Raw genomic sequence first — 14,475 nt, 5'->3', positions numbered from 1 at the left:
CTTTCAGGTCTCGAAGTTGAAATGGATCAATGCTTGTCTCGAAGCGCATACAACACACGCTCCAGGTAATCGTGCAGGCATGCTCGTTCGCTATCGCTCAACGAACGTTGCGCCGCCTGCAGCACGCGCTCGTTGCATCCGGTCAGTTGCTGCCACTGCGCGTTGCCTTCGTCGGTAAGCTCGATGCGCAAGGCGCGCCGGTCCTGTTCGTGCGGGCGGCGGCGCAGATAGCCCCTGCCCTCCAGCTGGTCGAGCTGGCGCGTCATGGCGCCGCCATCCAGTTCCACTGCCCGGGCCAGTTCGGTCGCCGTCATCGGACCCAGCGTCGCCAGGCGCTTGAGGATCAGGAACTGGGTAAAGCGCAGGTCCAGTCCCTTGCTGGCGATTTCCGCCTCGAGGCCGCGCACGAGTTCCGCGCGAACCAGGCCGATGAGCACGCCAAGGCTTTCCTGGCTGGTGGGGGTAATGAGGGGTCCGAGGGTCATGGGAGCGCTATTCTATGGCCGCCGGTATATTTGTCAAGGCAAATATAATTCAGACACCTATTGTTCCAGCAAATGGACAGAAATGAATTATTGCCGGCCCATGGCGACCAGCTCGGCCAGCTCATCCTCGAGCCAGGCGCGCAAGGCTGGATCGCGCACGTCGAACAAATCGAAGACGCCCAGCGCTCGCAATGCCGGCAGTTGCGCAAGCAGGCGCGGCTCCATGGCCCGCCGCACCGGCTCGGGCGTCGCCGGGTCAAGCATCTGGTGGGCACAGGCGACGAAGGTCTCCAGCGGCGACCTGGAAACATCGGGTTTAACAGAAACCAGTTGGATCGGGGACATAGCCTTTCCTTTCTTATTAGCGTTGCCGGATAGCCGTGATATCGCTCTTGGAACGAACGAATGAGCGTGACAGACGTGGCTTGCCAGTGCCGGGCCGCGATCTGGCGCGGCCCTCTATCCGGACTGGCTGGGACAACCGCGAGCGGCGGCAGCGGCATGGAAGCCCGGTGCAATGACCAGGTAACGCAAAAGCTTAGGTAAAGCGGCGCGCAAGCTGATAACGTTATTTGGTCAAAAAATAGCGAGAACCGGCCATGGCGCGTTCCAAGCAGGAGTTTTACGAATTCATCGAGCGCACCGATGGCCCGCCGGTGGTGGCGTACTGGAGCGAGGGCGAGGCCACCGGCGAATACAGCCAGGACACGCATAACTACGATTGGCACAGTCACGTGCGGGGACAGTTCTGGTGCGTGGAAAGCGGCCTGGTCCATGTCCACACCGCGCGCGGCTCATGGCTGCTGCCGCCGCATCGCGCCGGCTGGATGCCGCCGGGCGAAATGCATACCGTCACGCTCAGCGGCGTCATGCGCGGCTGGGGCGTATTCCTGACGCCAGAAATCAGTCGATGCCTGCCCGACCATCCTTGCGTGATCGGCGTGAACGCCATGATGCGCGAACTGGTCCATCGCGCCAATTCATGGGCGTGGAACGAGCAATTGGACGAACGCCAGGAGCGCGTCATGGCCGTGCTGCTGGATGAGATGCGGCACGCCCCGCACGAGCCATTGCACCTGCCGATGCCGATCGATCGCCGCCTGCAGCGCATCGCACGCGCCGTGCTGGAACAACCGCAAGACAACCGCGGGCTGGAGGAATGGGCGGCCTGGGCCGGCCTGTCGGCGCGCAGCCTCAGCCGGCTGTTCCGCGCCGAAACGGCATTGAGCTTTGCGCAATGGCGCCAGCAGGCACGCCTGAGCAAGGGACTGGAGCAACTGGCCGACGGCGTTCCCGTCGCGGCCATCGCGGACAGCCTCGGCTATGCCAGCACCAGCGCCTTCATCGCCATGTTCCGACGCTGTTTCGGTCATCCGCCGGCGCGTTATTTCGGCCAGCGGGCGGCTTAGGGATCACTGACTGCCCGCCGCGGCGCGCGTTCGAGGCAGAAGGGCCGGTCGGCAAGGCCAATTCCAATAAACCGGCACCTGACTACCCCGTCAGACACCCCACGTGTCGGGCGTTTTGCAGAAATGCCGAACCAGCGACCGACACGCCATGGCCGGCGGCGCGGGACGCCATCCGCAAGCAGGCCGCTTGCCGTTCGCCCGGTGCTAGTCGGGCGATGAGCACGCTGGCATCTCAGCCTTTGAGACCTCGACCCCGGAGCATGCCTACGATCGGCGCAGCGGAACGCCGGCGGCCACGGCAGGCCTTTACCGCGCCGCCACCAGGCCCTATGTATGATCGACGAACCGCACCCGCCTTCCTGCGGGCCCCCGACGATGCCGCTCTCCGATTTCCATCCCGCCGTTGCTGCGTGGTTCCAGGCCACGTTTCCTGCGCCAACCTCCGCGCAGGCGGCCGCGTGGCCGGCGATCAGGGCGGGGCAGCACACGCTGGTGGCGGCACCGACCGGCTCGGGCAAGACGTTGACCGCTTTCCTCGCCGCCATCGATGCCCTGGTGTGCGAAGCGGTGGCACGCGGTGGCGTTTTGCCGGACGAAACGCGCGTGGTGTACGTATCGCCACTGAAAGCGCTGTCCAACGACATCCACATCAACCTTGAAGCCCCGCTGGAAGGCATTCGCGCGGAGCTGGAAAAGCTCGGCCTGCCGGATGCGCCGATCCGCACCGCCGTGCGCACCGGCGACACGCCGCAGGCCGAGCGCAACCTGATGCGCAAGGCGCCGCCGCACATCTTGGTGACCACGCCCGAATCGCTGTACGTGTTGATGGGTTCGTTGTCCGGGCGCGAGATGCTCAAGCGCGTGCGCAGCGTGATCGTCGACGAAATCCATGCGGTCGCCGCCAGCAAGCGCGGCGCGCACCTGTCGCTGACACTCGAACGGCTCGAGGCATTGTGCCAGCGGCCTTTGCTACGCATTGGCCTGTCGGCCACGCAGAAGCCGATCGAGGATGTCGCGAAATTCCTGGTAGGGCAGGGCGAAGGCCTGGCGCCCTCGCCCCTGCGGGAAGAAAGCCGGGGCGAAGGGTCGACCTCGCGGGAAGCGGCTTCCGAAGCGCGTCCCACGACAGCGGACCTTTTTGCCAGTCCCATCTGCGAACCGCCGTCGGCCACGCAGAAGACAACCGCCTGCACCATTATCGACGTCGGCCACACGCGCGCCCGCGACCTCGGCATCGAAGTGCCGCCGGTGGCGCTCGAAGCGGTGATGTCCAATGACTGTTGGGAACTGGTCTATAACCAGATCGCGCAGCTGGTCGAGCAACATCGCACCACGCTGGTGTTCGTCAACACGCGGCGCATGGCCGAGCGCGTGGCGCGACACCTGTCCGAGCGCCTGGGCCACGAAGCCGTCGCCGCGCACCACGGCAGTCTCGCCAAGGAGCAGCGACTGGAGGCCGAGCAGCGCCTGAAGCGCGGCGAGCTGAAGGTATTGATCGCCACCGCATCGCTGGAACTGGGCATCGATATCGGTGACGTGGACCTGGTCTGCCAGTTGTCCTCGCCGCGCTCGATCGCCGCCTTCCTGCAACGCGCGGGCCGCTCCGGCCACGCGGTCAACGGCACCCCGAAGGCGCGACTGTTCCCGAGCAGCCGCGACGACCTGATCGAATGTGCCGCACTGCTCGACTGCGTGCGCCGCGGCGAACTCGACGCGCTGGTGCAACCGCCGCAGCCGCTCGATGTGCTGGCCCAGCAGATCGTCGCGGAAGTAGCGTGCGCGGAATGGAATGAAGACGCATTGTTCGAACTGGTGCGCCGCGCCTATTCCTATCGCACGCTGGCGCGCGAGCAGTTCACCGCGATCCTGCGCATGCTGGCCGACGGCTTCACCACGCGCCGCGGCGCGCGTGCCGCGTATGTGCATCGCGACGCGGTGCATCACGAATTGCGCGCACGACGCGGCGCGCGGCTCACGGCGGTCACCTCCGGCGGCACCATTCCGGATACCGCCGACTACCTGGTAGTGCTGGAACCGCAAGCCACCATCGTCGGTACGGTGAACGAGGATTTCGCCGTCGAAAGCATGGCCGGCGATATCTTCCAGCTCGGCAACACCAGCTATCGCATCCTGCGCGTGGAGCGCGATCGCGTGCGGGTAGAAGATGCGCAGGGTGCGCCGCCCAGCATTCCTTTCTGGCTCGGCGAGGCGCCGGGCCGCAGCAATGAGTTGTCGCTAGGCGTATCGCGCCTGCGCGAAGAGATCGTGGCGCAGATCGACGCCGGAGGCGTGCAGGCAGCCTTCGACTGGCTGCGCGATACGCTCGGCCTGAACGAATCCGCTGCGCAGCAGATCGTGGAGTACCTCGCCAAGGCCAAGGCCGCCCTGGGCGTATTGCCCACGCAATCCACCTTGGTGTTCGAGCGTTTCTTCGATGAATCCGGCGGCACCCAGTTGGTGATCCACACGCCGTGGGGCAGCCGCATCAACCGCGCCTGGGGACTCGCCTTGCGCAAGCGCTTCTGTCGCCAGTTCAATTTCGAATTGCAGGCGGCAGCCACCGAAAACGCGATCGTGCTTTCGCTCTCCACCAGCCATAGCTTTCCGCTGGAGGAAGTCGCGCGCTACCTGCATAGCGGCAGCGCCGAACACGTGCTGGTGCAGGCATTGCTCGACGCACCCCTGTTTCCGGCGCGCTGGCGCTGGAACGCGGTCACCGCGCTGGCCTTGCCACGCTATGCCGGCGGCAAGAAAGTACCGGCACCGTTGCAGCGCATGAAGAGCGAAGACCTGCTTGCCGCGGTATTCCCCGATCAGGTCGCCTGCCTGGAAAACATTGCCGGCGAGCGGCAGATTCCCGATCATCCCCTGGTCAACCAGACCTTGCACGACTGCTTGCGCGAAGCGATGGACGTGGATGGGCTGCTGGAGATACTGAAGGGCCTGGAGTCCGGTGCCATTGCCGTGGTCGCGCGCGATCTCACCGCGCCGAGCCCGCTGGCGAGCGAGATACTCAATGCCGCTCCCTACGCCTTCCTCGACGATGCGCCGCTGGAGGAACGCCGCACGCGCGCCGTGCAGACGCGCCACTGGAACGGCATCGAGGATACCGACGATCTGGCCAAGCTTGATCCGGACGCGATCGCTGCCGTGCGCGCCGAAGCGTGGCCGCAAGTACGCAGCGCGGATGAAATGCACGAGGCGCTCAACGTGCTGGGGTTCGTCAGCATGGAAGAAGCCGCGGCAAACGATGGCTGGGCCGACTGGCTCGGCAAGCTGGCAGGCTCCCGGCGCGCCACGCTTTTCAGTCCCGCTTCGCGCCAGCGCGAGGAGCTGGATGAAGGTTCCCGCGCCCGGGCCGCCGCCGCTTCGGCAAATCCCGCGAGCAGCACGGATGGGGGCTCCGGCTCCTCATCCAGTCCTGCGGACCTGCGTGTTTCTCAAGCAAACAAGGGCAGAGGCGTATGGATCTGCGCCGAAAAGCTTCCGCTGTGGCAAACCGTACATGCCGACGCGACGATGCAACCGGCCATCAGCGCGCCGGCCGAATTCGCCGCGCAAGCCTGGACCCGCGAAGACGCCCTGCTCGAACTGGTACGCGGCCGGCTGACCGGCATGGGCCCGATCACCGTGAACACGCTGGCCACGTCGCTCGGCGTGGACCGATCCGATATCGATCTGGCCCTGCTCCGCCTGCAATCCGAAGGCTATGTCATGCAGGGCCGGTTCACGCCCGACGCGGTCGACACCGAATGGTGCGAACGGCATCTGCTCGCCCGCATCCATCGCTACACCATCGGCCGCTTGCGTCGCGAAATCGAGCCCGTCAGCCGTCGCGACCTGATGCGCTTCCTGCTCGACTGGCAACACGCCACGCCAAACACGCGCTTGAGTGGCCCTGATTCGGTCGCCGCCGTGCTGACGCAGCTCGAAGGTTACGAAGCCGCCGCCGGTGCCTGGGAAAGCGAATTGCTTGGTGCGCGCATCACCGATTATTCCAGCCGCTGGCTGGACGAAATGTGCCGCGCCGGCCGCATCGGCTGGAATCGCCTGCGTTGTGGCGGCGGCAGCAACGGTCCGGTGCGCGCCACTCCGATCGTTTTATTGCCGCGTCGCCAGACCGGCATCTGGACCACCGTCGCCGATCGCAATCAGGAACAGCAAACCCTGTTGTCTTCGCGCGCACAGGCGGTGATCGACGCGCTGCAGGCCCACGGCGCCCTGTTCTTCGATGAACTGATCGAGGACGCACACCTGTTGCGCACCGAGCTGGAAGATGCGCTCGGCGAACTGGTTTCGGCCGGCCGCGTCACCGCCGACAGCTTCGCCGGCCTGCGTGCCTTGCTTACGCCTGCCGCGAAACGCGAATCCCCGCGTCATCGGCGCGTGCGCCGGCATGCGCTCAGTGAGATCGAGGACGCGGGTCGCTGGTCGCTCGTGCGCAAGCCGGTTCCGTCCGCGCTCTTGCGCGCCGAGCGGACAAACTCGCAAGAAAACCCCGGCCACAAAACCGAAGACGCCAACGAGCCCATCGAACACATCGCCCGCGTGCTGTTGCGACGCTACGGCGTGGTGTTCTGGAAATTGCTGGAGCGTGAGGCCCCATGGTTGCCGTCCTGGCGCGAATTGTTGCGTGTGTATCACCGCCTGGAAGCGCGCGGCGAAATCCGCGGCGGCCGCTTCGTGGAAGGCCTGGTCGGCGAGCAATTCGCGCTGCCTGAAGCCATCGGCCAGCTGCGCGGCGTGCGCCAGCAGCCGCTGCAACAGCAATGCATCTGCCTCAGCGGCAGCGATCCGCTCAACCTGGTCGGCACCGTGCTGGCCGGCGATCGCCTGCCCGCCCTGGCCGGCACCCGCGTGCTGTACGAAGACGGCATGCCGGTGGCCGCCTGGGTCGCCAACAAGCCGCAATGGCTGCTCGACAGCGACCTCGTCCAGCAACGCCGCTGGTACAACGCGCTCCTGCGGCGGCCGGAGCCGGACGGTACCAGCGACGTGAGCTACGTGCGGCGCTGAGTCAGGACGCGCGTGCCCGTCGCCGCCTCGCCAGATGCTGGACAGCGATATTTAGGAAAGTTATCTAAATTTATATAATTTTCGATACAACTGGATAAATTGCCCTAAGAAGCCTTGATATGGATCCTGTTCTCAACCCTTCTCTCCCGGTGCCGGAGCCCCGCCGCCGAGCGTTGCACCTTTGCGCAACGGCCTGATAAAAAAGGGAATGATCTACAGCCCATCCCATGGCGATACCGAGTTCACCGTGCCGCTGTTCGACGAGTATATGAAGCGGACTATCCGCGACTGGAAACGGACGGACATGTCAGGCTAGACGAGCCGAAGCGATGCGTTCAATCGCTATGGTCGGCGATATAGATCAGCTTGCCTTCGCGCTCGCGAAATTCGCTGCGACCATGCATGGCGACGCTCTGGCCGGCGCGCACGCCGTTAGGTAGGTCGATGGCGAAAATTCCTTCGAAATGGATCTGCGCATGCGCGGTGCCGGAGGCTTCGCTATAGCCGGTGACGGTCTGCCGGCGCGAGGAAAACAGGTGGCGGGAGCTTTCGGCAAGGTGACGAAGTTCGTCGATGCCCACGGTGCGGATGCCGAGCGTGCCTGCCGTGTAATTTTCGAAGATTACTTCGCGATGCACCGCGGCTAGCATGGCTTCGATATCCATGCGGTTATATGCGTCAATGTAACGGTCGATGAGAGTGCGCATCCGGGTTCGCTCGCCTTGAACGAGCGCAAGGATAGCGCCTGCCCTCGTTGCGATCGATGCTTGCCTGGGCGGTCCGTCGGCCCTGCGCGAACGGCCGAAGCGCGACGGCACGATCTTGCGCCGCCGGTATGGGCAACGCCACCTGTTCCTTCGCCAGCAAGGAAGGAGCCGGCGCGTTGCCGTCGCTTGCCGGGGGGCTTAGTGCTTGAGGTTGTCAGTCTGCTCGATGAACCGCGCCACGTTGTCGTGCAACAGCTTCAGCGACTGCTCGTGCGCGTACACCATATGCCCGGATGGATACCATGCGTAGCTGATGTTGTTCATCAGCGCGGGCTGGACGGGCAAGTGGTGCATTTCGTAATCGGCCGCGAAGAACGGGGTGGCCAGATCGTAGTAGCCGCCATTGAGGAAAACTTTCAGGTTGGGATTGGTTTTCATCGCGGTCGCCAGGTCGGTCATTACATTGACGGCGCCATCGTGGTTGTTGTGCTTGAAATTCCATTCCTTGATATCGGCGTATTCACGGTAGGTCTGGCCCTGGCCGTATTTCAAGTCCTGGCGCACGTAATTATTGAAGGCCGCGATATAGGCCGAACTGATCGCGGAGGACTGTGGATCGTATTCGGCTTCCTTGCTCAGCGGATCGAGCGAAGGGCCGGAAAAGCGGCTGTCCAGGCGACCGGTGGTGTCGTCGGTATCGCCCAATAGTTCGTGCTCGAACATGCCGCCGCTGACGCGCAGATCGGCCTTGAGCAGGTAATCCACAGGCAGGCCGGTGTATTGGTGCATCTTTTCGGCAATCGCCTGCTTGCGTGCGTCGTCCAGGCGCGAGCCGGCCATCAGAGCCTGCGTGTAGTCGCCTGCCGCAAACTGTTCCACTTCCTGCAGGAATGGTTCCAGCGCCGCGGGCTGCTGCGGCAGGCGATGGTGGTAATACGCGGTGGCGGCGAACGTGGGCAAGGCCAGTTCATAGGGCAGGTCTACGCCGGGATTCTGCTCGGGGCCATCGATGCTGGTGTCGAAGTTGAGAATCTGCGACAGCAGAATCACACCATTGAGGTCGACGCTATCTTCGTTTTCCAGATCATTCGCCAGGACCGCGGAACGGGTAGTGCCGTAGCTTTCGCCGAACAGGTATTTGGGTGAGTTCCAGCGCTCGTAGCGCGACAGGAATTGGGTAATGAACTGTGCGAACGCATGGCCATCGCCGTCGACGCTGTAGATCTCCTTGCGGCGATCGTCCATTTGTTCCACGCGCTTGGCTAGATCCGGCTCGTCGGCGATCAGGCGGCTGAATCCCGCGCCGGGTGCATCGATGAAGACCAGGTCCGAGGCATCGAGCAGGCTGTAGTCGTTGTTGACCAGCTGGTAGGGCGCGGCCGGGGTATGGCTATCGTCGGCGGTGACCACGCGGCGCGGACCGAAGGCCCCCATGTGCAGCCACACCGTGGCTGAACCCGGGCCGCCGTTGTAGATGAAGGTGATCGGGCGCTGGTCCGACGCCACGCCTTTCTTGAAATAGGCAACATAGAACATGCTGACGGTGGGCTCGTTCTCCTTATCGCCCTTGCCATGCAGCACGATCGTGCCGGCTACCGCCTTGTAGCCAATGCGCTTGCCTTCGACGGATACCGAACCCTCGCTGCTCGATGCCTGCGGGTGCAGCAGTGCGGTCTCCGGCTTCGCGTCGTCGGAAGGCGTCTTGTCCCGCTTGTCGGCGGCGGCGGCATTGCCGAGCAGCAGTACGGCGAGGGCGATAGCGAGCGGAAGCTTGCGCATGGACAGATGTTCCCCAATGACACGAACGCACAGAGTACGCAAGGAAGGGGAAAGTTTTCACCGCCCAGAAGTCACAGCAAGCGCAGCGCTTTGCTATGGCAGCGTCTCACTTCTGGCTTATGGCGCCTTTCAACAGAGCGGCTTCGCGCGCCAGTTGTTCGACGCCGTGCCAATCGCCGCTCTTGAATTTGTCGCTCGGCGTCAACCACGAACCGCCGACACACAGTACGTTGGGCAAGGCAAGAAAGTCCGGCGCGCTGTCCAAAGCAATGCCTCCGGTGGGACAAAAGCGCAGCTGTGGCAGCGGGCTGGCCCAGGCAGCCAGCAATTTCGTACCGCCCGCCGGCACCGCAGGAAAGAACTTCAGGTGGCGATAACCACGCTCCAGCATCGCCATCGCTTCACTGGCAGTCGCCACACCGGGCAGCAAGGGCAGGGCGCTGTCATCGGCGGCGGCCAGCAGCCTGGGCGAGACTCCGGGTGACACGGCGAAACGCGCGCCGGCCTTTTCGGCCGCCTGCAGATCGTTCGCGGTGAGCACGGTGCCGACACCCACGACCGCGCCCTCCACTTCCGCGGCGATCGCGCGGATCGCGTCGAGCGCAGCAGGCGTGCGCAAGGTCACTTCGATCGCGGGAATACCGCCCGCCACCAAGGCCCGCGCCATCGACACGGCATGCTTGGCGTCATCGATGATCACCACTGGGATGACCGGCGCAAGCCGCATGGTGGCATCAACCTGTAGCTGCTTTGCTTCGATATTCATGAGCGGTCCTGGAATAGGGTGGTCACAGCACGCCGGCGCCGAGATCGGCGGCTACGGCATTGCGGCGGAACATGCCGAATAATTCGCGGCCCATGCCGTGCTGGTGGCGGGACAAATCTTCGACCACCGGCGCGCGCGCGGCGAATTCGGCGGCTTCGACCAGCACTTCGAGGCGGCCCTGCACCGCGTCCAGACGGATGATGTCGCCATCGCGGATTTTCGCGATAGGGCCGCCATCGTCCGCTTCCGGCGTGACATGGATGGCCGCGGGTACACGACCGCTCGCCCCGGACATCCGTCCATCGGTCACGAGCGCGATGCGATGGCCGCGATCCTGCAGCACGGCCAGCGTCGGCGTGAGCTTGTGCAGTTCCGGCATGCCGATGGCACGCGGCCCCTGGAAACGCACCACGGCGATGAAATCATGATTGAGTTCGCCACGATCGAACGCGCGCTTGATCTCGTCCTGGTCATGGAACACTACGGCCGGCGCTTCGATCACCAGCCGATCATCCGGTACCGCGGATACCTTGATCACCGCGCGACCGAGATTGCCATGCAGCATGCGCAAACCGCCATCGGCGCGGAACGGCTCGCTCGCGCCACGGAGTACGCCGCGATTGCCGCTCTCCTTCGGCACCGGCGTCCAGCTCAGCCGTCCGGATTCGTCCAGCGCCGGCAAGCTGGCATAACCGGAAAGATCGGTGCCGGCGATCGTGCGCGCGTCACCGTGGAGCAGGCCCGCACTCAGCAACTGGTCGATCAGGAACGCCATGCCGCCAGCGTCGTGGAACTGATTCACATCGGCATAGCCGTTCGGATACACGCGCGCCAGCAGCGGCACGACCGACGACAAGGCATCGAAGTCTTCCCAACGCAGGGCGATGCCGGCGGCCTGCGCGATGGCAACCAGGTGCAGCAAATGGTTGGTGGAACCACCGGTCGCATGCAGGCCGATCACGCCGTTGACGATGGCGCGCTCATCGACGATCTGGCCGATCGGCAGGTTCTCGCCAGTCTTACCGAGCGCCGCGCAACGACGCACGGCTGCGGCGGTCAGCGCATCGCGCAGCGGCGTATCGGGCGCGACGAAACTGGCGCCGGGCAGATGCAGGCCCATGATCTCCATCAGCATCTGGTTGGAGTTGGCGGTGCCGTAAAAGGTGCAGGTGCCGGCCGAGTGATAGGAGGCCGCTTCCGCTTCGAGCAATTGCGCGCGGCCGACCTTGCCTTCCGCATAGGCCTGGCGCACTTTGGATTTTTGCTCATTGCTGATGCCGCTGGGCATCGGGCCGCTGGGCACGAACACACCCGGCAGATGGCCAAAGCTCAAGGCGCCGATCAGCAGGCCGGGCACGATCTTGTCGCAAATGCCCAGGTACAACGCACCGTCGAACATATCGTGCGAAAGCGCGACCGCCGTCGCCATCGCGATCAAGTCGCGCGAGAACAACGACAGCTCCATGCCCGAACGACCCTGCGTCACGCCATCGCACATGGCCGGCACGCCACCGGCCACCTGGGCGGTAAAACCGGCCTGGCGCGCCACTTCGCGGATAAGCGCCGGATACCGCTCATACGGCTGGTGCGCCGAGAGCATGTCGTTGTACGCGGTGACGATGCCGAGATTGGGCGTGTGGCCTTCGCGCAAGGCGGCCTTGTCCTGCGTGCCGCACGCGGCGAAGCCATGCGCGAGATTGCCGCAGGAAAGGCGCGCGCGATGCGTGCCTTCGATGACGGCGTCATGGATGCGATCGAGATAGGCCGCGCGCGTGTCACGGCTGCGCTCGCGCAGGCGTTCGGTCACTTCGGCGACGACGGGATGCAAACTCATTTCATACTCCAGCCGGGCGCATCCGGCGTTGGTTCTTTTGCGAACGTAAAAGGTGTGCGGGCGATGTCCGGTCTTGCCGGGACGTCACGCTTGCGGCAGTGAAGCCACAGGTGTTCGCTTCGCTGCCGCCGGAGCACCCTCTTTTTCGCGGGGAAAAGGGCGGGTAAGACCGATTGTCGCGAACGATGCTAGACACGTTGTCCACTGGCGGAATAGGGCAAGCGATGCTTCTTCAAGGACACCAGTAGATATCCAGCTGCGGCGCATCGCGCAGCACGCTGGCGATCGGCAGCTGACTGTTCGCCTGTTCCGCCTGATCCAGCACCTCGCGCTTGTCCTCGCCCTGGATGTGCAGATAGAGCGCGCGCGCCTTCAACAGCACCGGCAGCGTAAAGGTGATGCGCGGCTCGCCCGCGCCTGGCGCGCGCATCGGCAGCACCAACGCGGTATTGGACGTATCGAGGGCTTCGCCGAGACGATCGCCGCCGGGGAAAAACGAAGCGGTGTGCCCATCCGGTCCCATGCCGAGCACGACCACGTCGAACGGCTGCTTCAACGCGGCCAGGCGCGTGCGCACTTCGCCGATGCCCGCTTCTGGCGTGGCGGCTTCCACGTACAGCGGGACGAAATCCGCATCTGCCGCCCCACGTTGCAACAGCAACGATTCCACCAGCCGCGCGTTGGAACGCTCGTCGCTGTCGGGCACCCAGCGCTCGTCGACCAAGGTAACGGTGACGCGCGACCAATCCAGTATTTCATTGGACAGCTTTTCGAACAGGCGCTTGGGCGTACTACCGCCCGATACCGCGATCACCGCTTCGCCATGCAGGGCAATCGCGTCGCGCAACTTGCCGGCAATGCTTGACGCCAGCGCCATGGCCAGCGTCGAGCCGTCTTCGAACACGTGGAGCTTCTGTTGGGCGGACACTATTCGTAATCCTCGTCCCAGGTGCGGCCGTCGCGCTCGATCAGCGCCACGGCAGCGCTCGGACCCCAGGTGCCGGAGGTGTACGGACGCGGTGCCTCGCCGCCGCCGGCCCAGGCTGCCAGGATCGGATCGGCCCAGCGCCAGGCGGCCTCGACTTCATCGCGGCGCATGAACAAAGTGGGATTGCCGCGCACCACATCGAGCAGCAGGCGCTCGTAGGCATCCGGCTGCTGCACGCCGAAGGCTTCGGCGAAGCTCATATCCAGCGGTACGTGGCGCAGGCGCAGGCCACCCGGGCCCGGATGCTTGATGGTGAGCCACAATTTGACGCCCTCGTCCGGCTGCAATCGCATCACCAGGCGGTTTTGCGCCAGCGGACCGGCCGAGTCGGTGAAGATGGAATACGGCACCGGCTTGAACGCCACCACGATTTCCGAGACGCGCTCGGCCAGACGCTTGCCGGTGCGCAGGTAGAACGGAACGCCGGCCCAGCGCCAGTTGCCGATCTCGGCTTTCAGGGCGACGAAGGTTTCCGTGTTCGATTTGTCGACCTTCGATTTGCTATCGGCATTGAGGTCTTCGATGTAGCCGGGCACGCTCTGGCCTTCCGCGGCGCCGGCGCGATATTGCCCGCGCACGGTGAGCTGCGCGGCATTGCTGTCGTTGATCGGCTTGAGCGCATGCAGCACTTTGAGTTTTTCGTCGCGCACCGCATCGGGCGACAACGACGAAGGCGGCTCCATCGCCACCATGCACAGCAGTTGCAGCATATGGTTCTGCACCATGTCGCGCAGCGCGCCGGCATGGTCGTAATACGGGCCGCGGCGTCCGACGCCCAGCGTTTCGGCCACGGTGATCTGCACGTGATCGATATGCCCCGCGTTCCACAATGGCTCGAACAGCGCATTGCCGAAGCGCAGCGCCAGCAGGTTCTGCACGGTTTCCTTGCCCAGGTAATGGTCGATGCGGAATGTCTGCGACTCGGCGAAAACCGCGCCGACATCGTCATTGATGCGGTTGGCGCTGGCGAGGTCATGGCCGATCGGTTTTTCCAGCACCACGCGCGACTGGCCCCGGTTGAGTCCGTAGTGGCCCAGGCGCTGGCAGATGTCGACGAACAGTTCGGGCGAGGTCGACAGATAGAACACGCGCACGTGGTCGGGCTGCTCGTTGATCAGCTTGCCGAAGTCGTCCCAGCCATCGTCCTTGCGCGCATCCAGTGGCCGGTAATGGACCAGCTTGAGGAATTCGCCCAGCTTGCTCGATTGCGACTTGGCCGCGCCGTTCAACGCGGCGCGGATCTGCCCGCGGTAACCCTCGTCGTCCAGCGCTTCGCGGGCTACCCCGACGATGCGGCTGCCGGGCTGGATCTGGCCGTCGACAAAGCGGTGGAACAGGGCAGGGAGCAATTTGCGCACGGCCAGGTCGCCGGTGCCGCCGAAAATCACCAGGTCAAACAGATCGACCGGTTGGGCAGGTGCAGTCACAACTCACCTCTACGGATGCGGGCGGCCACGGGGGTGCGGCCGCCGGGGAGCCTGGATCGTACCA

Annotated in this window: 10 protein-coding genes and 1 pseudogene; 3 read left to right on the top strand and 8 right to left on the bottom strand. The window is 64.5% G+C overall.

The genetic code is table 11. The features are described 5' to 3' along the window. Window positions 1–26 precede the first annotated feature (26 nt). Window positions 27–485, bottom strand: coding sequence for a MarR family winged helix-turn-helix transcriptional regulator (locus ISP15_RS04625; RefSeq protein ID WP_404545592.1), 459 nt, complete (start codon window positions 483–485; stop codon window positions 27–29). Between the two features lie 87 nt (window positions 486–572). Beyond that, window positions 573–830, bottom strand: a complete 258-nt coding sequence (locus ISP15_RS04620; RefSeq protein WP_404545590.1) for a hypothetical protein — start codon at window positions 828–830, stop codon at window positions 573–575. Between the two features lie 254 nt (window positions 831–1,084). Here ISP15_RS04620 and ISP15_RS04615 point away from each other — a divergent pair, with 254 nt between their 5' ends. The 3 genes and pseudogenes from ISP15_RS04615 (at window position 1,085) to ISP15_RS18610 (ending at window position 6,910) form a co-directional block, all read left to right on the top strand. Next, window positions 1,085–1,894, top strand: coding sequence for an AraC family transcriptional regulator (locus ISP15_RS04615; protein WP_404545589.1), 810 nt, complete (start codon window positions 1,085–1,087; stop codon window positions 1,892–1,894). Between the two features lie 375 nt (window positions 1,895–2,269). Continuing rightward, window positions 2,270–5,194, top strand: a pseudogene (locus ISP15_RS18615) (DEAD/DEAH box helicase); the annotation flags it as partial. Between the two features lie 219 nt (window positions 5,195–5,413). Beyond that, a complete protein-coding gene (locus ISP15_RS18610; protein WP_449757814.1) occupies window positions 5,414–6,910 on the top strand; it encodes an Lhr family helicase in 1,497 nt (498 codons plus the stop codon). Window positions 6,911–7,245: 335 nt separating this feature from the next. On the opposite strand, the gene ISP15_RS04605 is transcribed toward ISP15_RS18610, so the two are convergent. The 6 genes from ISP15_RS04605 to zwf form a co-directional block, all read right to left on the bottom strand. Further along, complete coding sequence (locus ISP15_RS04605; RefSeq protein ID WP_404545586.1) at window positions 7,246–7,617, bottom strand: nuclear transport factor 2 family protein; 372 nt, start codon at window positions 7,615–7,617, stop codon at window positions 7,246–7,248. A 198-nt stretch (window positions 7,618–7,815) separates the two neighbouring features. Then, complete coding sequence (locus ISP15_RS04600) at window positions 7,816–9,396, bottom strand: S10 family peptidase (protein WP_404545584.1); 1,581 nt, start codon at window positions 9,394–9,396, stop codon at window positions 7,816–7,818. A 106-nt stretch (window positions 9,397–9,502) separates the two neighbouring features. Then, window positions 9,503–10,162, bottom strand: a complete 660-nt coding sequence (gene eda / locus ISP15_RS04595) for a bifunctional 4-hydroxy-2-oxoglutarate aldolase/2-dehydro-3-deoxy-phosphogluconate aldolase (RefSeq protein ID WP_404545582.1) — start codon at window positions 10,160–10,162, stop codon at window positions 9,503–9,505. Window positions 10,163–10,184: 22 nt separating this feature from the next. Further along, window positions 10,185–11,996 carry a phosphogluconate dehydratase gene (gene edd / locus ISP15_RS04590; protein WP_404545581.1) on the bottom strand — a complete coding sequence of 604 codons (1,812 nt, stop codon included), beginning with the start codon at window positions 11,994–11,996 and terminating at the stop codon, window positions 10,185–10,187. Window positions 11,997–12,228: 232 nt separating this feature from the next. Beyond that, window positions 12,229–12,924, bottom strand: coding sequence for a 6-phosphogluconolactonase (gene pgl / locus ISP15_RS04585; protein ID WP_404545580.1), 696 nt, complete (start codon window positions 12,922–12,924; stop codon window positions 12,229–12,231). Continuing rightward, window positions 12,924–14,411: a glucose-6-phosphate dehydrogenase gene (zwf, locus tag ISP15_RS04580; RefSeq protein ID WP_404545578.1), complete on the bottom strand. Its 1,488-nt coding sequence runs from the start codon at window positions 14,409–14,411 to the stop codon at window positions 12,924–12,926. Before zwf ends, pgl begins: the two co-directional genes overlap by 1 nt. Window positions 14,412–14,475 lie beyond the last annotated feature (64 nt).

The organism is Dyella jejuensis (assembly GCF_044904675.1).
GTDB lineage: Bacteria > Pseudomonadota > Gammaproteobacteria > Xanthomonadales > Rhodanobacteraceae > Dyella_B > Dyella_B jejuensis.
This window is presented reverse-complemented; position numbering and strand designations above follow the sequence as displayed.

Bases quoted from the DNA above. Each gene is read 5' to 3' on its own strand.
- ISP15_RS04625 (WP_404545592.1), bottom strand. From the start codon at position 485: ATGACCCTCGGACCCCTCATTACCCCCACCAGCCAGGAAAGCCTTGGC.
- ISP15_RS04620 (WP_404545590.1), bottom strand. From the start codon at position 830: ATGTCCCCGATCCAACTGGTTTCTGTTAAACCCGATGTTTCCAGGTCG.
- ISP15_RS04615 (WP_404545589.1), top strand. From the start codon at position 1,085: ATGGCGCGTTCCAAGCAGGAGTTTTACGAATTCATCGAGCGCACCGAT.
- ISP15_RS18610 (WP_449757814.1), top strand. From the start codon at position 5,414: ATGCAACCGGCCATCAGCGCGCCGGCCGAATTCGCCGCGCAAGCCTGG.
- ISP15_RS04605 (WP_404545586.1), bottom strand. From the start codon at position 7,617: ATGCGCACTCTCATCGACCGTTACATTGACGCATATAACCGCATGGAT.
- ISP15_RS04600 (WP_404545584.1), bottom strand. From the start codon at position 9,396: ATGCGCAAGCTTCCGCTCGCTATCGCCCTCGCCGTACTGCTGCTCGGC.
- eda (WP_404545582.1), bottom strand. From the start codon at position 10,162: ATGAATATCGAAGCAAAGCAGCTACAGGTTGATGCCACCATGCGGCTT.
- edd (WP_404545581.1), bottom strand. From the start codon at position 11,996: ATGAGTTTGCATCCCGTCGTCGCCGAAGTGACCGAACGCCTGCGCGAG.